The sequence below is a fragment of the Gemmiger formicilis genome, from assembly GCF_900167555.1.
Classification (GTDB): Bacteria; Bacillota; Clostridia; order Oscillospirales; family Ruminococcaceae; genus Gemmiger; species Gemmiger formicilis.
Genome location: NZ_FUYF01000009.1, coordinates 25,649 through 44,552, shown reverse-complemented (window position 1 = coordinate 44,552; position 18,904 = coordinate 25,649). Strand labels below are relative to the sequence as shown.

Genomic DNA, 18,904 nt, shown 5'->3' with positions numbered 1-18,904 from the left:
ATCGGACGCAGGCCGGGTATGCCCGGCCCCTGCCGTGCTTTCCCAAAAACCAAAAAACTGCCCGGAGCTTACCCTCCGGGCAGAATGGGTCTTTCTCAGCCGTTCAGGGAATCGATGGCGGTCCCGGCATGGTCAACGTAGAGCTGCTGGATGTCGCCGATCTCGCCCAGACCTGCGATCTGGGTGTTGACACTCTCAAAGCAGTCGGCGGCGTTGAACTGGCTCAGCCAGGAATCGTCATCGGCACCGGCCATGTCGTTGTTGGCGTGGTCACCGGCGACGACCATCAGCGGGCGCAGGATGACCTTGGTGTAACCGGCCTCCTTGACCTTCTCGATAACGGCATCGCAGGCGGTGTCCTCGGGCTCACCCTCGACGGTGCCGATAAAGACGTTGTCATAGCCCAGCGTCTGCATCGTGGTCTGCATCTGGCTGTAGCTGACCTTGGCGGTGTGGGACGTGCCGTGGCCCATAAAGACAAAGGCGGTGCCGTCCGCAGCGGCGGCAGCGGCGTCGTCATACCCGGCGGTCTTGACGGCCTCAGCGGTGATGGCGGCGGCTACGGCCTCTTTGTCGGCGTTGATGACGGTGGCATCTTCGCCGACCTCGCCCAGCAGGGGTTCGGCAATGGCAACGCTGTCGAACTTGTCCCTGTACTGCTCAACCGCCTCGCACATCTCGTCGTACTCGGCGCCGTGCATCAGGTGCGTAGGCTGGACAACCAGATTCTTGACGCCGTTGGCAACGGCACGGTCAAGCGCCTGGTCCATGTTGTCGATCTTCTCGCCGTCGCGGGCCTGAACGTGGTTGATGATGATCTGCGCGGTGAAAGCGCGGCGGACGCTCCAATCCGGGTAGGCGGCCTGCAGGGCGTCCTCGATGCCCTTGATGTCAGCGGCGCGGCTGCCGTTGAAGGAGGTGCCGAAGCTGACGACCAGCAGCTCATTTTCGCCGATGTCGTCGGCATTGCGCGGGTCGTCCTTGCCGGCGTCGCCTGTGTCGCGGCCAAAGTAGTCGGGGTCTGCGTTCTCACCCTCGACCAGCTCCTTCTGGGTGTCGGTCAGGGCATCCCAGGCAGCCTTAGCGGCCTCGCACTGGGCATCGGTGTCGGCGCTGCGCTCCTGCACGTAGATGGCGTCGATCAAATCGGCGCAGTTCTTAGCAGCCACTTCGTCTGCATCTCCCTCGTCTGCGGTCTTTTCTGCATCTTCTGCGGTGCTTTCGTCGGCGACGGTGCTCGCGGCAGCGCTGTCAGTGCTCGCGGCGGTGCTGCCGCAGCCGACCAGCAGGGCGGCGGACAGTGCTGCGGCCATGGCGACGGCGGCAGCTTTCTTGTAGGTGATCCTTCTCATGTGTTCTTACTTCCTTTCCTTGTTTAAAGCTGGGAGACAGTACGGGAGAGAACAGCAGGGCACACGGAAATTGACCCCGTAAAAAACGAGGTCTTTTGCGTGCAGAATGGCAACACAAAAGACCCCGTATTTTAAGCAGGTGCTTTGCGGTACAACCAATTCCTCGTGATCTGGGGCGGTGCGCCCCCGTACCCGGCAGCAGGCAGGTTTCCTGGCTGAAAGCTCAACGCCTGCCGCCGCCTTCCCGGGTCAAAACCCAGTGACCGGTGCAAATGCACCCTGGCGGCAGGCTCCCTTATCACAGTGACGAGATCGTGCGGGATTTGCGCCCGCTTCCCTTTTACCCTTTCCCATGCGCCGAACGGCGGCATAAAAAGGCACCTGCTGTCGTATTCAGTTTTACGGTGTAAAGTATAACACAATGCGGTGAGAAACGCAAGAGTGCGTCGGTTTCAATTTTGCCTTTATACGCTTTAGACGATTGTGAACTGGCACGCCCGCATGGCGTCCAGCGCCGTTTGGTGGGACTGGGGCGTGACCCCGGCGCAGCAGTCGGACAGGATCTCGATTTCCGTCTCCGGGAAGGCCGCACGCAGCACCATGGCGTTGCTGATGACGCAGATGTCGGTGCAGTAGCCGTAGATGACGATCTTGTCAATGTCGTCCACGGCCTTGTTGTGGGCCATCAGCTCGTCAAGGATCTCGCTCGGCAGCATATAGCTGCCGAAGGTCGGCTTGTTGACGATGTGGCAGACCTCGGGCTCGGTACCGTCCAGCGCGTTCTCCAGCTCGGGCGCAAAGTTCCAGCCGTCCTCGCCCTCGATGCAGTGCTCCACAGGCAGGTGGCGTCCCTCCCGCGTGGCAAGGTAGTTGTCGGGGTGGGTGTCCCGCGTCAGGAACAGCCAGTGCCCGGCCCGGGCATGAGCCTTAACGGTCTCGGCCAGGTGGGCCACGTTGGCCTGTGCCTGGGGGTTCGCCAGCGCACCCGTGATAAAGTCCTTTTGTACGTCCACAACAATATCCAGAATCATAGCGACAGCTCCTGTTTTTATGGTTTGCTACCAGTATACCGCAGACGGTGCGCGGTGTAAAGTGCGCGTTTCTCTGGCCGCAGGGGTGCGGATGTGGTATAATGGAAGAAAAAGTTCAGGAGGCCCTTCATGACTCCGCGTGAAGCGTTAAAACGATATTTCGGCTACGACTCCTTCCGCCCCGGGCAGGAGGAGATCGTCAGCGCCCTTCTGGCCGGGCGGGACGCGCTGGCCATCATGCCCACCGGCGCGGGCAAGTCGCTCTGCTATCAGGTCCCTGCCCTGCTGCTGCCGGGGCTGACGCTCGTCATCTCGCCGTTGATCTCGCTGATGCAGGACCAGGTCAAGGGGCTGAACGCAGCGGGCATCCATGCGGCGTTTATCAACTCGTCGCTGACCGAAACACAGATCGCCCGCGCGCTGGACCTGGCCGCCGAGGGCAGCTACAAGCTCGTCTATGTCGCGCCCGAACGGCTGGAAAGCCCGGTGTTCCGCAGCTTTGCCGCGGGGGCGGACATCTCGATGGTCACGGTGGATGAGGCGCACTGCATCAGCCAGTGGGGACAGGATTTCCGCCCGAGCTACTTAAAGATCCTCGACTTCATCGACAGTCTGCCCCGCCGCCCCATCGTGTCGGCGTTCACGGCCACGGCCACGCGGGAGGTCAAGGACGACATTGTCTGCACGCTGCGGCTCCACGACCCGAAGGTGCTTGTGACCGGCTTTGACCGGCCCAACCTCTACTTTCAGGTCGAGCGCACCCGCCGCAAGGACGATTTCGTCATCCAATATCTGCGCGACCACCCCGGCGAGAGCGGCATCATCTACTGCGCTACCCGCAAGAATGTGGACAAGCTGCAGGAGCTTCTGACCAAATACGGCTTTGCGGCCACAAAGTACCACGCGGGCCTGTCCGCCGAAGCACGCCGCAAAAATCAGAACGACTTCATCTACGACACCGCGCCGGTCATTGTGGCGACGAACGCCTTTGGCATGGGCATTGACAAGTCCAACGTGCGGTTCGTGCTGCATTACAACATGCCCCAGAGCATGGAGAATTATTACCAGGAGGCGGGCCGTGCCGGGCGTGACGGGCTGCCGTCGCAGTGCGTACTGCTTTTTTCGGCGCAGGACGTCATCATCAACAAATTCCTGCTGGACAAAAAGGATTTTGCCGAGATGGACGACGAGGAGGCCGACCTTTTGCGCCAGCGCGACCTGCAGCGCTTGCAGACGATGGAGCGCTACTGCCAGACGACGGAGTGCCTGCGCAACTACATTCTGGCCTATTTCGGCGAGCATCCCACCGCGCCGTGCGGCAACTGCGGCAGCTGCAACAACGATTTTGACGAGGTCGATATGACCGACGCCGCCAAGTGGATGATCAACTGCGTGGCCGAGCTGCACGGGCGGTACGGCAAAGCGATTTTGTTCGGCACTTTACAAGGCGCGAACCGTGCGCGTCTGCGGGAGCTGGGAGCCGAGCGCTTCAAGAGCTACGGCCGGATGAAGGACACCCCGCGCGAGACGCTGGAACGCCTGCTGGCCCAGCTGCTGGAGGATGGATATTTGGTGCAGAGCGACGACCAGTACGCCGTGCTGCACATCGGGGATATTGCCCCGCTGAAGGCCGGCGGGCAGGTGCTGGTCAAGCTGCCGCCGCAGCGTGAGCCGGAGCAGGCCCGCGCACCGAAGCCGAAGCGCCGCAGCCCGATGGACGCGCTGACGAGCGCCGGACTGGAGCTGTTCAGCCAGCTGCGCCAGCTGCGGTTCGACACCGCCCAGCGCGAGGGACTGCCGCCCTACGTCGTGTTCGGCGACAAGTCGCTGGTGGATATGTGCCTGCGCGCGCCGCGCCGCGCGGAGGATATGCTGGGCATCTACGGCATGGGTGAGCGCAAGTATGAAAAGTACGGTGCCGCGTTCTTTGCGGTCATTGACGCCTACCGCGCCGACCACCCCGACGCCGTTTTGAGCCTGGACCCGCCCGCACCGGAGCCGGAAAAGCCGCTGCCGTCCGAGAAGAAGAAAAAACCGCCGAAGGCCGAGCGCCCCGCGTTTTACCTGACGGCGGAGGACGCGCGCAGCTTCAACTATCAGGACAGCTATACCGGCGCAGAGCTGAAGGCCGCGCTGATCGAGGCCGCAGGTGACCCGGATGTGAAGGCACCGACCATCAAGGAGATCGACGAGTGGCTGCTGGCGCAGCGGCTCATCGGCATGGAGCGTCTGCCGACGAAGGGCTTTTACTACGTGCCGACCCCTGCCGGTGTGGATGCCGGTCTGCGCAGCGAGGACAAGGTCAGTGCCCGCGGCACGCCGTATTCAGTGCTGCTGTTTACGCCGGAGGCGCAGCGGATGGTGGTGGAGCACTTTATAAAACCGGAGGCTTCCCCCTCGGGGGAAGCTGTCACCGAAGGTGACTGATGAGGGCGAAGTTTACGGCTGCAATCCGTTTGCGGACGGTTATAGCACGCCTTTCCCTCATCCGGCCCTGCGGGGCCACCTTCCCCCAAGGGGGAAGGCTTAGGGCTTTTTCGTCATCTTGTCCGTACTGCGCAAATTTTCTTTGTCATATTCGTCGATTGCGGATTTTTTGACACGATGTTAAAATGTTAGCAGAGACCGTATACCAATTTATAAGGAGCACCCCATGGACAACGTGAAAATTCTCGAGGTCAAGCAGAGCATCTTTGCCTCCAACGACGAACAGGCCGCCGCGCTGCGGGCCGAGCTGAAGCAGGAAAAAATTTTTCTGCTGAATTTAATGAGCGCACCGGGGTCCGGCAAAACCACGACACTGCGCCGCACGATTGCTGCGCTGCAAAATGAGCTGCGCATCGGCGTGATGGAGGCCGACATCGACTCCGACGTGGACGCCCGCGCCATCGCCGAGACCGGCGCCAAGGCCATTCAGCTGCACACCGGCGGCATGTGCCATCTGGACGCCGAGATGACCCGGCAGGGACTGGCCGGGCTGGGCACCGGGGGGGCTCGATTTGGTGATTCTGGAAAACGTCGGCAACCTTGTCTGCCCTGCCGAGTTCGACACCGGCGCGGTGAAGAACGCGATGATTTTGTCGGTTCCCGAGGGTCACGACAAGCCGCTGAAATATCCGCTGATGTTCCAGGTCTGCGACGTCGTTCTTGTCAACAAGATCGACGTGCTGCCGTATTTTGACTTTGACATGGACAAATGCCGCGAGTATGTGGCCCTGCGCAACCCGAACGCAAGGGTCATCCCGATCTGCGCCCGGACGGGCGAGGGCATTGACGAATGGGCCGATTGGCTAAAAGAGCAGGTCAGGGCGTGGCAGGCGTAAATAATCCAGCCGCGTTGTAGGGGCCGCACATGTGCGGCCCGCGGCCTTGCCGCAATCGCCCGTCCGCCATTTACAACCGGGCCGGGCATGCCCGGCCCCTACTGTGCAAAAAACGGAGCAACGGCACAAAAAGGAGCACACCATGAGCAAACCCACTGCGTTCCCGCTGGATGAGAGCAGGCTGCCCTTCGAGATTCCGAGGGACGAGCCGTACCGCGAGAAAATTGCCAGGCTGGGCCAGATGATCACGGACCGCATCCCGGCCAAAAAGGGCATTCTGACGAAGGATGACCCCGAATACTGGGGCCTGGCGTCCATCGTGACCGACGAGATGGCGGACGTCGCCTTAAAAATGAAGGTCCGCAAGCCCATGACCCTGCCCGAGCTGGTCAAGGCCACGGGCAAGCCTGCCGGGGAGCTGGAGCCGCTTTTGCAGCAGATGGCCGTCGTCGGTCTGCTGGAGTACAACTGGGAGAATCCCCGCCGCGAAAAGCAGTACATCCTGCCGATGTTCGTGCCCGGCAGCGCAGAGTTCTTCAATATGAACAAGCAGCAGATCGCCGACCACCCCGAGGTGACGGCCTTCTTTGAGCGGATGACGTTCCTGCCGCTGGAGCACATCACCGCCATGGTGCCCCCGGGCGGCGCAGGCATCGGTATGCACGTCATCCCGGTGGAAAAAGCCATCGAGACCGAGAACCGGTCCGCCGACATTGAGCACATCTCTCACTGGCTGAAAAAATACGACGGCAAGTATGCCGCCGGTCCGTGCAGCTGCCGTATGTCCCGCGCCGCCATGGGCGAGGGCTGCGGCGACGACCCCGACGACTGGTGCATCGGCGTGGGCGACATGGCCGACTACCTCGTCGAGACCAACAAGGGGCATTATGTGACCTACGATGAGGTCATGCAGATCCTGCAGAAGGCCGAGGACAACGGCTTTGTGCACCAAATCACGAACATCGACGGCGAGAACAAGATTTTTGCCATCTGCAACTGCAACGTCAACGTCTGCAATGCGCTGCGCACAAGCCAGCTGTTCAACACGCCGAACATGAGCCGCTCGGCCTACGTGGCGCGTGTCGAGCCGGAGAACTGCGTGGCCTGCGGGCGCTGTGTGGAGTACTGCCCCGCGGGCGCAGTCAAGCTGGGCCAGAAGCTCTGCACGAAGGACGGCCCCATCACCTACCCGAAGCAGGAGCTGCCCGACGCCGTGAAGTGGGGTCCCGACAAGTGGGCCATCGACTACCGCGACAAGAACCGTATCAACTGTTATGACACCGGCACGGCCCCCTGCAAGACAGCCTGCCCCGCGCACATTGCCGTGCAGGGCTACCTGAAAATGGCCGCGCAGGGCCGCTACCGCGACGCGCTGGCGCTTATTAAAAAGGAGAACCCCTTCCCCGCCGTCTGCGGGCGCGTCTGCAACCGCCGGTGCGAGGACGCCTGCACCCGCGGCACCGTGGATCAGGCCGTAGCCATCGACGCCGTCAAGAAGTTCATTGCCGAGCAGGACCTGAACGCCGCGCACCGCTACGTGCCCGACGTTGTCCAGCCGTCGCTACAGGGCCCGTGGCCGCAGAAGATCGCCATCATCGGCGGCGGCCCCGCAGGTCTGTCCTGCGCCTATTTTCTGGCAGTGCAGGGCTACAAGCCCACCGTGTTTGAGAAAAACGAGCGTCCCGGCGGCATGCTGCGCTACGGCATTCCTTCGTTCAAGCTCGAGAAAAACGTCATTGACGCCGAGATCGACATTCTGCAGGAGCTGGGCGTTGACATCCGCTGCGGTGTCGAGGTCGGCAAAGACGTCACGCTGGCCGAGCTGCGCCGACAGGGCTACCGGGCGTTCTATATCGCCATCGGCTGTCAGGGCGGGCGCCGGGCCGGTGTGCCCGGCGAGGACGCCGCGGGCATTGAGACCGCCGTCCACCTGCTGCGCACCGTCGGCGGTGACGAGAGCCGCAAAATGACCGGAAAGACCGTCGTCATCGGCGGCGGCAACGTTGCCATTGACGCGGCGCGCGTGTCTCTGCGCTGCGGTTCCGACGGCGTGACGATGGTCTGTCTGGAGCCGCGGGACAAGATGCCGGCCTCGCCGGAGGAAATTGCCGAGGCCGAGGAGGAGGGCACCAAAATCACCTGCGGCTACGGCCCGAAGGAGTTCCTCTCCGAGAACGGCCATGTGACCGCCGTCGTGCTGAAAAAGTGCACCGGCCTTTACAACGCGGAGGGCCGTTTTGCGCCCACCTACGATGAAAACGATACCATCACCCTGCCGTGCGACAACGTTGTTTTAAGCATCGGCCAGTGCATCGAGTGGGGCGATTTGCTGAACGGCGAGGCCGTGCAGCTGGGCCGCGGCCAGGGCGCTGTGGCCGACGCGCTGACCTACCAGACCGCCCAGCCGGACATTTTCGTCGGCGGCGACGTCTGCACCGGGCCGCGGTTTGCCATTGACGCGATTGCTGCGGGCAAGCAGGGGGCAATTTCCATCCACCGCTTTGTGCAGCCCAACACAAGCCTGACGATTGGCCGCAACCGCCGCGACTTCCACGAGCTGGACAAGTCGAATCTGGCGCTGGGCGAGTATGACCGCGCACCGCGCCAGTCCGCCGCGCTGGATGCGGGCATTGACGCGCACCGTTCCTTCCGCGACGCGCACCTGACGCTGACCGAGGATCAGGTCAAAATCGAGACAGCGCGCTGTCTGGGATGCGGTGCCAGCGTTGTGGACCCGAACAAGTGCATTGGCTGCGGCGTCTGTACGACAAAGTGCGAGTTTGATGCCATCCGCCTGCATCGCGACCTGCCCGAGTGCAGCAAGATGGTCAGGAGCGAGGACAAGTTCAAGGCCATTCTGCCCTACATGGCGAAGCGCGAGATCAAGATCCGCTTTGCCAAGAAGGAGAAGTAATGCACGAGCTTGGCATTGTATTCCACATCATCCGCACGGTGGAGGACGTGGCCCGGCAGAACGACGTGACGCGCATCCGGCGCGTGACGCTGCAGCTGGGCGAGGTCTCCGGCGTGGTGGAGAGCTATCTGCAGGACTGCTGGAAATGGGCGGCGGCGAAATCGGAGCTTTTGCCCGGCGCGGTGCTGACCGTGGAGACCATCCCCGCCGTGACCGTGTGCGAGGACTGCGGCCAACAGTACCCCACCGTGCAGTTTGGCCGCACCTGCCCCCACTGCCAGAGCCCGCGCACCCACCTTTTGCAGGGCCATGAGATGTTGATCAAAGAAATCGAGGCCGTGGAGACAGGCCCCACCGCCCCGGAGAGAGCGTGAAGCTGCATGAAATACAGAATTTTCCGCATTGAGGAACAGATGTACGGCTGCGAGGAGCCGCCCGCCGACCAGCCGATTCTGGTCGACGTAGTGCTGGAAGGTGCTAACGGCACGCGGCGCGTGCTCCCCTACCCCGACGAAGCGCTGCGCCGCGGCGGGATGGAGGAAGGCGGCAGCGTCGATTTGACCGACGGCATCCTTCGCAAGGTATAGTTTCCCCAAAAACAAAAGGGGCTGTTGCGTGTGCAGCAGCCCCTTCAGACTGTCGAAAAAAGATGTGCTCACCCTTTGGCCCCCTCTGCGAGGGGGCTCCGCCCGCAGGCGGTGGGGGAGAGAACTGTGCGGTTGCCCGAAATATTTCGGGTTATGGCAAGGTTTTCTCCCTCCGCCCCTTCGGGGCACCTCCCTCGCAGAGGGAGGTTTTTCGACACACAAAAGGGGCTGTTGCGTGTGCAGCAGCCCCTTCTATGTTTTTTACAAAGGTTATTCTTCCGTAGAAATATCGCGGCCAAAGTATTTTTCGCTCAATGCCTTCAGCGTGCCGTCGGCGCGCAGCTCGTCAATGGCGGCATCAATGGCCGTGCGCAGGGTGGCAGTCTCGTCGCCCTTGCGCATCGGGATGGCGATCTGGTTCGCATCGTCGGTCAGCACGGCGATCTTCACATTCGCGTCGGGGTGCTCCTTCGTGTAATCGTAGAAGGTCATCTCGGCGTTCAGCGTCGCGTCGATGCGCCCGCTCAGCAGCAGCTCAAACGTCTGGTTCAGGTCGTCAACGCCCGTCACCGTCGCGCCGTACTGCTCGGCCAGCTCGGCGTAGGTGCTGGAGATCGTGTTTGCGGTCTTTTTGCCCTTCAGGTCCTCCAGCGTGTTGATGCTGTCATCGTCGGCCTTGGTGATGACGGCGGTGCGGTTGAAGGCGTAGGGCGTCGAGAAGTCGTATTTTTCGGCGCGTTCGGGGGTGATGTCCACGCCGTTGACCATGATGTCATAGCGGCCCGCGTCCAGACCGGCCAGCAGGCCGTCCCACTCGCCCTCGACAAACTGCGGCTCAACGCCCAGCTTCTTCGCGATCTCGGTGGCGACCTCGACGTCGTAGCCGACGAGGTTGTCGTTTTCATCGTGGTAGGTCCAGGGTGCCCATGTGCCCTCCATCGCAACCGTGATGGTACCCTTGGCCTGGATCTCACTCAACAGGTCGCCGGACGCGGCCTCGGCGGTGCTCCCGGCGGCGGATTCCGCTGCGGGCGCGGTGGCGGCGGCGCTGCTGCCGCAGGCGGTCAGGGCCAGCGCGGCGGTCAGGGTCAGGGCGGTCAGCTTGGTCAGGTTCTTCATTACAATAGGCTCCTTTGCTTGTAGGTCTGCAAAAATTCTTTGGTGCGGGGCTGCTGCGGGTCGTTGAAGAACGCCTCGGCGGTGTTCTGCTCCACAATGACGCCCTGCTCCATGAACACCACGCGGTTGGCCGCGTGGCGGGCAAAATCCATCTCGTGGGTCACGACGAGCATTGTGCGGCCTTCCCCGGCCAGGCTGCGCATGACGGCCAGCACCTCGCCGGTCAGCTCGGGGTCCAAAGCGGACGTAGGCTCGTCGAAATAGATGATCTCCGGGTCGGCGGCTATGGCGCGGGCAATCGCCACGCGCTGCTGCTGCCCGCCGGAAAGCTGGCTGGGGTAGTAGTCGGCGCGGTCATCCATGCCGACCTTGACCAGCGCGGCGCGGGCAATCTCCTCGGCCCGGCGGCGCGGCATTTTGCGCGCGATGATAAGCCCCTCGGTCACGTTTTGCAGCGCGGTCTTGTTGGCAAACAGGTTGTAGCTTTGAAAGACAAATCCCGTGCGGCGGCGCAGGGCGTTGGCCTCGGCGTGGGTGACGCGGGCCAGGTCTACGCGCTGGTCGTCAAACAGCATCGTGCCGCCGTCGGACTTTTCCAAAAAGTTCAGACAGCGCAGCATCGTTGTTTTTCCGCTGCCGCTGGGGCCTAAAATGGCGACGACGTCGCCCTTGTTCACGTCCAGATCGATGCTCTTGAGCACCTGCAAATCGCCAAAGGACTTGCGCAGATTTCTGATTTGCAGCATAGTTCAGCTCCTTTGCGCGCCCTTGCTGTTGAGGTACCGCTCGCCGACGGCCTGCAGGCGGGTCAGCACGGTGCAGAACAGCAGGTAAACCAGACCGACCTCAATGTAGAGGGCCAGCGGCTCATAGGTGCGGGCCACAATGCGCTGGGTCGTCATGAACATTTCGGTCACAGTGATGTTGGCAGCCAGCGAGGTATCCTTGACCATGGCGATCAGCGTACTGGCCAGCGTGGGGAAGGCCGTGCGCAGTGCCTGCGGCAGGATGATGCGGCGGATGATCTGTAAGTAGCTCATGCCGACGCACTGCCCCGCCTCCATCTGGCCTTTGGGCACGGATTCCAGCGCGGCGCGGATGGTCTCGGCGCAGTACGCGCCCTCGTTGATGGAAAAGACGAGCACCGCCGCGGGGAACGGCTCAATCAGGATGCCGACGCCGGGCAGGCCGTAGAACACAACGAACAACTGCACCAGCACGGGCGTGCCGCGGATGACCCAGATATAAAACCGGGCCAGCCGCTGCAAAACGGGCACATGGGCAAACTGCACCAGCGCCACCGCCACCGCGATGATGAGCGCCAGCGTAAACGAGATGGCAGTCAGCGGGATGGTGACGGTCAGGCCGGGCAGCAATATTTTACCAAAGGAATCCACAAGGATTCCCCACAGGCGTTCGGACATGGGGCGGAACTCTCCTTTTTTGGTTGGGGTTGCGGGAATATTTCCCACTAAAACGGTATGCTATGAGATTGTAGCACACTTTGCCGGATTTTGCAAGAGTGAAATTTGAAGTGAAGTTTAAGGTTGGAGCAGAAAAGCCTTCCTTGTCAAAGACAGACTCCCCCGTGCCGGGGGAGGTGGCGCGTAGCGCCAGAAGGGGAGCAGGTGGACGCCGCAGGCGTCTGGAGGGATTCCGACGGGCTATGCCTTGTACGCTGTCGCACCCGCGGACGGGCAGGAATCCCTCCGCCGCGGGGCGAGGGTGCGGGGATTGCACGGAAGGTTTACTGTGCCGGAAGCGGGCACGGCGGCCAGAGGGCTGGCCGCCCTACGTTCCCTTTTTTGGTTGGACGTAGGGCGGGGTGCCCTCACCCCGCCGAAGTTGGCGGCAGGCAGAATGTTACGAGATTGGCAGACCGTAGGGGCGGATTCCATATCCGCCCGTGGGAGTGTCCGCAGTAGAAATGGAATTGAGTAAAACCACAACAAAAGCACAAAAAATCCCACCGCCGGGTGGCGGTGGGAAAGTAACTTTTAATTAATGATTAATATTAGGCTTTCGACTGAACACCATAGGCTCCATTAGAACCAGTAGTAACACCCTCGGTGTAAGTGCAAGTACATGCGCCCTTCGTATAAGAGAGCGTAGAAACCTTACCCGCATAATCACTACCAGCAGCCTTTTCCATGGTAATATTAGAAATATCTCCATCTACTTCAGCAAGTTCTTTAATATCATCAACAGCATCCATCATATCATCATCAGCCACATCAACAACATTTACACTGTACTTCTCAGCTGCGATAGTCTGCGCAGCCATAACGCAAGAATGTGTTTCATCAACAATAGCTTCCTTGCGAGCACGGTCGATGTAGCCGGTGCGGGCGGCAGAGCGCATCGCGTATGGATTTCAGCGTATACAGGCCAATTTTACAGGCGGGCAATTTTTGTGCTATTTTGCATTTTCCCGTGTCCTCTCTCCCCTGTCCGGCCACAGGGACGCTCTTTTGTGAAAACACCGCAAATTCCGGTGCAAAAGTGTGGCATACTGCAAGATTTTGTGCTATACTGGATAAAAAATCAACACAGCCGGGCCGCGCCCGGCACAAAAGGGGCCACACATGAAAAACACCACCGAGGAAAAACGCGAGGCCATCCCCAACAGCGTCAGCCGGATGCTGTTGGCGGGCATCGGCGTACTTTTGCAGGTTTTATGGATCTTCTGGCTTGCCCTCAAGCTGAACGACTACTCCACCGCCATTCAGGTATGCACGTCGGTACTGACATTTTTGATTACGCTGCGTATATATGGGCTGCATATCAACTCCGCGTATAAAATTTCGTGGATCATTCTGATTTTGCTGTTTCCCATCTTCGGTCTGACCATCTATCTGCTATTTGGCCGCAGCGGGGCCGTCAGCGTCATGCGCCGCCGTTTCGGTGAAAATATGACGATGCTGCGCCAGTATCACGCGCCCATTTTGCAGCAGCGCCGCGCCCTGCCCTACCCGGACCGCATCACCCGCAACCACGCCCGCTATTTGCAGGACCGCGCGGGCTATCCCGCCTATGACAACACAGATGTGACGTTCTACGGCGACACCTGCGAGGCGCTGGAGGCCCAGAAAACAGCCCTGCGCAGCGCGGAAAAGTTTATTTTCATGGAATACCACGCCATTGAGGACGCCTCCGCCTGGCAGGAGCTGGAGGATATTCTGGCCGAGCGCGCCGCCCACGGCGTGGAGGTGCGCGTATTTTACGACGACGTGGGCAGCATCGGGTTTATCAACAGCAAATTTGTCACAAAGCTGGCGGGGCGCGGCATACAGTGCCGCCGGTTCAACCCGGTCATCCCGATTTTGAACGTCTTTATGAACAATCGCGACCACCGCAAAATCACCGTTGTGGACGGGCGCGTCGGCTTTACCGGCGGCTACAATCTGGCGGAGGAGTACTTCAACCGCACCCACCCTTACGGCCAGTGGAAGGACAGCGGCATCCGGCTGGAGGGCGACGCCGTGCGCGGCCTGACGCTGATTTTCTTAGAGCTGTGGGGCGCAACGCAGAAGGCCGCACCCGAGGTCGAGCGCTATCTGCCCGATGTGCCCTACACCGCGCGGGAGAATGCCGTGGTGCTGCCCTACGCGGACAATCCGTTGGACGACGAGGCCACCGGCGAGAACGTCTACCTGAACATGATCCGCAGTGCGAAGGACTACGTCTACATTACAACGCCCTACCTTATTTTAAGTGACGAGATGCAGCGCACACTGCGGCTGGCCGCGTCCAGCGGCGTTGATGTGCGGATCATCACGCCGGGCATCCCGGACAAAAAGCTGATTTTCTCGGTCACGCGCAGCTATTACGCCAGCCTTGCCAAGAGCGGCGTGCGCATTTATGAGTACGCGCCCGGGTTCATCCACGCGAAGCAATGCGTAGCCGACGGCACGGAAGCCGTTGTGGGTACGATCAATTTTGACTTCCGCAGCCTGTACCTGCACTTTGAGAACGCTTGCTGGTTCTGCGGCTGCAGCGCCGTGGCCGATGTGCGCCGCGATTTTGACGCGCTGTTCCCCGTCTGCCGCGAGGTCACGCAGGAGTACGCCGACACCCGCAGCCTGGCCGTGCGCGGCTGGGACTGCGTGCTGCGGCTCTTCAGCCCGCTGATGTGACGGGCTGTGCGCCGAGCGCGGCAAGTGGAATTTTCCCAAAGAAATCTGTACTATTCCACGTTGCAAACCGCCGCTGCGCGCCGTACAATAAAGACAAAATCATCCTGTGAGGTGCATACCAATGGAGCATATAGCATGGAAGGGCCGCATCAAGCCCGGCTGCAAAGCGGAATATCAGCGCCGCCACGCGGAGATCTGGCCCGAGATGGTCGAGGTGCTGAAGGCTGCGGGCATCTGCAACTACAGCATCTTCTACTGTAACGACGAGTTGTTCGGCTACTATGAGTGCGCGAAGGGCGTTGCCTACGCCGAGAAGGTACAGGCCGAAAGCCCCGTTGTGGACCGCTGGAACGACTACATGAAGGATATTCTGGAGCTGGAAATGGACCCTGTGACCGGCGCCCAGCCCAAGCTGGAGCAGGTGTTCCGTCTGGATTAAACGCGCATAAGACAGCAAAGCCGCCCGTGTCAGGCTGACACGGGCGGCTTGTGTTTTTATGGGCAGGTGCAGCGCAGGCGGTGCTGCCTTTAGGGTATTTACAACACGATGCGGAACGCGACGCGGTGCTCTCCTTCCCCGCTGACGCGGTAAGGCTCCTCCACATCGGTGCCCCAGCTGTCGATGCCGCCGACACCGCGGGCTGCGCCCAGGATCGTCACGCTCGTGCGGCCCGTGGCGGGCAGCTCGGTGATGTGCTGGGCGGCCTCGATCTCCTGCGCGGTGTTGGGCAGTGCGCTGAAGGCAAACGGCGCGTCGGCCCGTTCAATCGTCAGCGCAGCCACCGTCTGACCGCAGGCGTTGTGCTGCTCCAGCGTGAACTGACGGGTGCCCACATGCAGGCCGCAGTCCTGCGGGACGAGAGCCGGTTCAATGTGCGGCACCTCCTCATGGCAGCCAAAGACGCCGCCCTTGCAGCGATCCGGGTAGGTCTCGCCCGAAAGGCCGGTCCAGAGCGTGCAGGCCACGGGGGCAAACGTCTGGAATTTTACGCCGAAGCAGGGCAGCTCGGGCGCACCGGACACGCCATGATAGACGGCCTCAACCAGCAGCGTGCCCTGCGGCTCCACGGTGTAGGTCAGCTCGGCCTTAGCGCCGGGCACGGTGGGCACGCCGTAGGTATAGCGCACCTGCACACCGTCGGCGGATTTCTGCAAGACCGCAAAGCCGAGGTTCTGCAGGTAGACATCCGCCGCCAGCCAGGCCGCCGCTTTCTGCGGGAAGCCGCAGCCGCGGTCATTGTCGGTGGTGGCGCGCCAGAACGCCGGGCGCGGGGCGCGCCAGAGCCACTCGCTGCCGTTGACGGTCAGCGACGACGGCCCGGCCTCGCCCGCGGAAAAGAGAATTTCAAACCCGTCGCCCCTGACGCCGAGGTTGCCGTCGCCCTCGGTCACGGTCAACGTGCCGGGCTTGCGGGCGGCCTGTGCTTTGGCCGCGTCGCGGTCCGCCCGGGCGGCGGCTGCGGCGTTGCGGGCATCGTGGGCGGCGCGGCGGGCGGGGGTGTCGTACCAGTAGCGCACGTCCTGCATGGCGGGCTTCTCGGCACCGTCGGCGTAGACAATGCCGTTGCCGCTGAAGTTGTAATCGGTGTTGCGGTCCGCAAAGTCGCCGCCGTAGCCCAGCACGCTGCGGCCAAGCGCGTCGGTGTGCCGGAGCGCCTGGTCCATGTAGTCCCAGATGAAGCCGCCCTGGTACTGGTCGAACTCGTCGGCCAAGCGCACATAGCTCTCCATGCCGCCCAGCGAGTTGCCCATATCGTGCATATACTCGCAGAGAATGAAGGGCTTCTTCGGGTGGGATTCGAGATACTCGCGGATTTCCCACGGCTTGGCGTACATCCGGCTTTCCATGTCGCTGATGGCGTCGAACGCGCGGCAGTGGAACACACCCTCATAATGCACGAGGCGTCCCGGGTCGTGGTCGTGGAAGAACTGCGACATGGCGAGAATATCCTCGCCCGCGTAGCTCTCATTGCCGCAGGACCAGATCAGGACGGCGGCGTGGTTCTTGTCGCGTTCAAACATGCTGCGGGCGCGGTCCACGACGCAGTCCTTCCACTCGGGCAGGCTGCCGGGCACGTTCCAGCTCGGCTCCACCGCGCCGAGCTTCTGCCAGCTGCCGTGGCTTTCGAGGTTCGTCTCGTCGATCATGTAGATGCCGTTCCGGTCACACAGGTCGTACCACAGGCTCTGGTCGGGGTAGTGGCAGGTGCGCACGGCGTTGATGTTGTTCTTTTTGAACACGGCCATGGCGGCGTGCATGTCGTCGGCGCCGATAGCACGGCCCCTGTCGGCGTTCCACTCGTGGCGGTTGACGCCGTTGAACACGACACGTTCCCCGTTCAGGCACATGACGCCGTTTATCATCTCAAAGCGGCGGAAGCCGATGTCGTAGGGCACGACCTCCTGCAAAACGCCGTCGGCATCGCGCAGGGTCAGTACGGCGTGGTAGAGCACCGGCGCTGCATGGCTCCACGGCTGGATGCCCTCGATCTCAATCGTATCGCCCGCGGCGGGGCCTTCGTAGACGGCGTAGCCCTCGGGGTCAGTCACGACGAGGGCAACCGACGCGCCGTCGGTCTCGCCGTCCAGCTTGACGAGGGGCGTCAGCAGGCCGGTGGTGTTGTCGGCGGCAAGGTCAGCCTTGAGCCAGATGTCGTTGATGTGGACCCTGGGCTTTGCGTACAGATAGACCGAGCGGAAGATGCCCGAGAAGCGGAAGAAGTCCTGATCCTCGATCCAGGCGGCGCTGCTGCGCTTGTAGACCTCGACGCAGAGGCGGTTGTTCTCGTCCCGAATATACGGTGTCAGGTCAAATTCAGACGGAGTGAAGCTGTCCTCGGCATAGCCGACGAACTGGCCGTTGCACCACAGGTACATGGCCTGCTCCACGCCCTGAAAGCTGACGCAGACGCGCTGGCCGCGCAGGGACTCGTCCAGATCAAATTCTTTGACATAGCTGCCCACGGGGTCATCGTTCCAATCGACCTGCGGCGGGCGCAGGCAGCTGCGGCCATCCCACGGGTAGAGGGTGTTGGTGTACTGCAGCTGACCGTAGCCCTGCAGCTCGATGTGCCCGGGCACGCGGATGGTGCCGAAGCCGGACAGGTCGGCGTCCGGCTGCCAGAAATCCGCCGGGCGGGCGGCAGGTTTGGCGCTCCACGCAAAGCGCCATGCGCCGTCCAGTGACTGGCGCAGCGATGTCAGGCCGCTTTCGGCCTCGTCCAAGGTGCGGCAGCAGAGATGGTCAGAGTGTGCGTCCAGCCGGTTCACAGCAAAGACGGTGGGGTCACTCAGCCAGCGAAGTTCAGGGGTCATAGGGATCTCTCCTTTACACAATCAGGTTCTTACCGACATTCTGCCACAGGGCGCGCGGGGTGTCAATGGAAAGTTTCACGCAGATATTTTCCGTATTTTTTGCATCTTTACGGGAATTGTGCTGTGTTTAACACTTTGCGGCAGGATTTTTTGAGTTTTTCCGTTTTGTCTGGTGGCAGATTGTACGCTGCAGCACCAGATATAGCGGTGGCGGCAGGATTTTTGCAGGGCGGGTTGTTATAGTCGGCACACCTGTGGCGCAAAAAAACGCCGACCTTTTTGCAGGGGCGGCGTTTTGGGGTCATACTTCTTCTGTCTCCGCCTCCGCGGCGGCGCGCAGACGCTCCCGCACGGGGCGCAGGGCCTCGGGCAGAGCCTCGTCGGGCAGGTCGCTGATGCCCTCGGTGCTGCCGTGGGCGGCGGCGGTCTCATAGAACCAGCACTTGTAGTCCAGGGTGTCCATCGTCTGCTGCAATTCAGCCATGCGGGTCTCGAGCACGGTGCGCTGCTTGCGGAACAGCGCCAGCCGCCGGGCAATGGTCTCATCGCCCTGCATGGCCAGCTCGATGTATTCGCGGATGTCCTTGAGGGACATGCCGGTCTTTTTCAGGCACTCGATGATGCGCAGCCACTCGAAGTCCTTCTCCGTAAAAACGCGGATGCCGCCGGACGAGCGCCCGACAAAGGGAAGCAGCCCTTCCTTATCGTAATAGCGGATCGTCGATGCGGGCACACCCAGCCGCCGCGCCATCTCCCCCACTGTATAGGCCATGTGTTTTCCTCCTATGACTTAAACCCAGGTTTAACCTGTGTATCAGTATAGGACAAAAGGGCGGCGTTGTCAAGGCGGGCGACCAATGATCGCCCCAGACTGTCGAAAAAGGTACGTTCACTCCTTGGCCCCCTCTGCGAGGGGGCTCCGCCCGCAGACGGTGGGGGAGAGAACTGTACGGCTTCCCGAAACATTTCGGGCTATGGCAAGGTTCTCTCCCTCCGCCCCTTCGGGGCACCTCCCTCGCAGAGGGAGGTTTTTCGACAAGCTGCGCTTTCCTTATATAGGGAAGGCTTTTTCTATTTTTTATTGACAAACGCGCGGTTTGTTTCTATCATGTTCATATAAGCAAGGG

At 61.5% G+C, this 18,904-nt stretch carries 15 protein-coding genes, 1 pseudogene and 1 riboswitch; of the genes and pseudogenes, 7 read left to right on the top strand and 9 right to left on the bottom strand.

Annotated elements, in window-relative coordinates; genetic code table 11:
• Nucleotides 1-95: 95 nt before the first annotated feature.
• Both B5D32_RS08835 and B5D32_RS08830 read right to left on the bottom strand, forming a co-directional pair.
• A complete protein-coding gene (locus B5D32_RS08835) occupies nt 96-1,352 on the bottom strand; it encodes a sirohydrochlorin cobaltochelatase (protein ID WP_078784696.1) in 1,257 nt (418 codons plus the stop codon).
• Between the two features lie 184 nt (nt 1,353-1,536).
• Nucleotides 1,537-1,752: riboswitch (cobalamin riboswitch) on the bottom strand.
• A 73-nt stretch (nt 1,753-1,825) separates the two neighbouring features.
• On the bottom strand, nt 1,826-2,383 hold the full coding sequence (locus B5D32_RS08830; protein ID WP_078784695.1) for a cysteine hydrolase family protein: 558 nt from the start codon (nt 2,381-2,383) through the stop codon (nt 1,826-1,828).
• A gap of 129 nt (nt 2,384-2,512) precedes the next feature.
• On the opposite strand from B5D32_RS08830, the gene recQ reads away from it, so the two are divergent.
• The 5 genes and pseudogenes from recQ (at nt 2,513) to B5D32_RS08805 (ending at nt 9,207) form a co-directional block, all read left to right on the top strand.
• Nucleotides 2,513-4,810, top strand: a complete 2,298-nt coding sequence (gene recQ, locus B5D32_RS08825) for a DNA helicase RecQ (protein ID WP_078784694.1) — start codon at nt 2,513-2,515, stop codon at nt 4,808-4,810.
• A 226-nt stretch (nt 4,811-5,036) separates the two neighbouring features.
• A pseudogene (gene hypB / locus B5D32_RS08820) lies at nt 5,037-5,706 on the top strand (hydrogenase nickel incorporation protein HypB).
• A gap of 142 nt (nt 5,707-5,848) precedes the next feature.
• A complete protein-coding gene (locus tag B5D32_RS08815; RefSeq protein ID WP_078784693.1) occupies nt 5,849-8,620 on the top strand; it encodes an FAD-dependent oxidoreductase in 2,772 nt (923 codons plus the stop codon).
• Complete coding sequence (locus B5D32_RS08810; RefSeq protein ID WP_078784692.1) at nt 8,620-8,994, top strand: hydrogenase maturation nickel metallochaperone HypA; 375 nt, start codon at nt 8,620-8,622, stop codon at nt 8,992-8,994. Before B5D32_RS08815 ends, B5D32_RS08810 begins: the two co-directional genes overlap by 1 nt.
• Nucleotides 8,995-9,000: 6 nt before the next feature.
• A complete protein-coding gene (locus B5D32_RS08805; protein ID WP_078784691.1) occupies nt 9,001-9,207 on the top strand; it encodes a hypothetical protein in 207 nt (68 codons plus the stop codon).
• Between the two features lie 270 nt (nt 9,208-9,477).
• On the opposite strand, the gene B5D32_RS08800 is transcribed toward B5D32_RS08805, so the two are convergent.
• The 4 genes from B5D32_RS08800 to B5D32_RS08785 form a co-directional block, all read right to left on the bottom strand.
• A complete protein-coding gene (locus B5D32_RS08800) occupies nt 9,478-10,326 on the bottom strand; it encodes an amino acid ABC transporter substrate-binding protein (protein WP_078784690.1) in 849 nt (282 codons plus the stop codon).
• Nucleotides 10,326-11,072 (bottom strand): amino acid ABC transporter ATP-binding protein, encoded by a 747-nt coding sequence (locus B5D32_RS08795; protein WP_078784689.1) that lies wholly within the window; start codon nt 11,070-11,072, stop codon nt 10,326-10,328. Before B5D32_RS08795 ends, B5D32_RS08800 begins: the two co-directional genes overlap by 1 nt.
• Nucleotides 11,073-11,075: 3 nt before the next feature.
• A complete protein-coding gene (locus tag B5D32_RS08790; RefSeq protein WP_078784688.1) occupies nt 11,076-11,750 on the bottom strand; it encodes an amino acid ABC transporter permease in 675 nt (224 codons plus the stop codon).
• Nucleotides 11,751-12,340: 590 nt separating this feature from the next.
• Nucleotides 12,341-12,688 carry a hypothetical protein gene (locus B5D32_RS08785; protein WP_143402718.1) on the bottom strand — a complete coding sequence of 116 codons (348 nt, stop codon included), beginning with the start codon at nt 12,686-12,688 and terminating at the stop codon, nt 12,341-12,343.
• 223 nt (nt 12,689-12,911) lie between these two features.
• On the opposite strand from B5D32_RS08785, the gene cls reads away from it, so the two are divergent.
• Both cls and B5D32_RS08775 read left to right on the top strand, forming a co-directional pair.
• Nucleotides 12,912-14,462 carry a cardiolipin synthase gene (gene cls / locus B5D32_RS08780; protein WP_078784686.1) on the top strand — a complete coding sequence of 517 codons (1,551 nt, stop codon included), beginning with the start codon at nt 12,912-12,914 and terminating at the stop codon, nt 14,460-14,462.
• 121 nt (nt 14,463-14,583) lie between these two features.
• Nucleotides 14,584-14,901 (top strand): L-rhamnose mutarotase, encoded by a 318-nt coding sequence (locus B5D32_RS08775; protein ID WP_078784685.1) that lies wholly within the window; start codon nt 14,584-14,586, stop codon nt 14,899-14,901.
• Nucleotides 14,902-14,999: 98 nt separating this feature from the next.
• Here the strand turns inward: B5D32_RS08775 and B5D32_RS08770 are convergent, their stop codons facing one another.
• The 3 genes from B5D32_RS08770 to B5D32_RS08760 all read right to left on the bottom strand — a co-directional run bounded on the left by B5D32_RS08770 (nt 15,000) and on the right by B5D32_RS08760 (nt 18,549).
• Nucleotides 15,000-17,777 (bottom strand): glycoside hydrolase family 2 TIM barrel-domain containing protein, encoded by a 2,778-nt coding sequence (locus tag B5D32_RS08770; RefSeq protein WP_078784684.1) that lies wholly within the window; start codon nt 17,775-17,777, stop codon nt 15,000-15,002.
• 107 nt (nt 17,778-17,884) lie between these two features.
• Nucleotides 17,885-18,082 carry a hypothetical protein gene (locus B5D32_RS08765; protein ID WP_078784683.1) on the bottom strand — a complete coding sequence of 66 codons (198 nt, stop codon included), beginning with the start codon at nt 18,080-18,082 and terminating at the stop codon, nt 17,885-17,887.
• On the bottom strand, nt 18,079-18,549 hold the full coding sequence (locus B5D32_RS08760; RefSeq protein ID WP_078784682.1) for a MerR family transcriptional regulator: 471 nt from the start codon (nt 18,547-18,549) through the stop codon (nt 18,079-18,081). The genes B5D32_RS08765 and B5D32_RS08760 overlap by 4 nt, the downstream gene beginning before the upstream one ends.
• Between the last annotated feature and the right edge of the window lie 355 nt (nt 18,550-18,904).

Bases quoted from the DNA above. Each gene is read 5' to 3' on its own strand.
- B5D32_RS08835 (WP_078784696.1), bottom strand. From the start codon at position 1,352: ATGAGAAGGATCACCTACAAGAAAGCTGCCGCCGTCGCCATGGCCGCA.
- B5D32_RS08830 (WP_078784695.1), bottom strand. From the start codon at position 2,383: ATGATTCTGGATATTGTTGTGGACGTACAAAAGGACTTTATCACGGGT.
- recQ (WP_078784694.1), top strand. From the start codon at position 2,513: ATGACTCCGCGTGAAGCGTTAAAACGATATTTCGGCTACGACTCCTTC.
- B5D32_RS08815 (WP_078784693.1), top strand. From the start codon at position 5,849: ATGAGCAAACCCACTGCGTTCCCGCTGGATGAGAGCAGGCTGCCCTTC.
- B5D32_RS08810 (WP_078784692.1), top strand. From the start codon at position 8,620: ATGCACGAGCTTGGCATTGTATTCCACATCATCCGCACGGTGGAGGAC.
- B5D32_RS08805 (WP_078784691.1), top strand. From the start codon at position 9,001: ATGAAATACAGAATTTTCCGCATTGAGGAACAGATGTACGGCTGCGAG.
- B5D32_RS08800 (WP_078784690.1), bottom strand. From the start codon at position 10,326: ATGAAGAACCTGACCAAGCTGACCGCCCTGACCCTGACCGCCGCGCTG.
- B5D32_RS08795 (WP_078784689.1), bottom strand. From the start codon at position 11,072: ATGCTGCAAATCAGAAATCTGCGCAAGTCCTTTGGCGATTTGCAGGTG.
- B5D32_RS08790 (WP_078784688.1), bottom strand. From the start codon at position 11,750: ATGTCCGAACGCCTGTGGGGAATCCTTGTGGATTCCTTTGGTAAAATA.
- B5D32_RS08785 (WP_143402718.1), bottom strand. From the start codon at position 12,688: ATGCGCTCTGCCGCCCGCACCGGCTACATCGACCGTGCTCGCAAGGAA.
- cls (WP_078784686.1), top strand. From the start codon at position 12,912: ATGAAAAACACCACCGAGGAAAAACGCGAGGCCATCCCCAACAGCGTC.
- B5D32_RS08775 (WP_078784685.1), top strand. From the start codon at position 14,584: ATGGAGCATATAGCATGGAAGGGCCGCATCAAGCCCGGCTGCAAAGCG.
- B5D32_RS08770 (WP_078784684.1), bottom strand. From the start codon at position 17,777: ATGACCCCTGAACTTCGCTGGCTGAGTGACCCCACCGTCTTTGCTGTG.
- B5D32_RS08765 (WP_078784683.1), bottom strand. From the start codon at position 18,082: ATGACCCCAAAACGCCGCCCCTGCAAAAAGGTCGGCGTTTTTTTGCGC.
- B5D32_RS08760 (WP_078784682.1), bottom strand. From the start codon at position 18,549: ATGGCCTATACAGTGGGGGAGATGGCGCGGCGGCTGGGTGTGCCCGCA.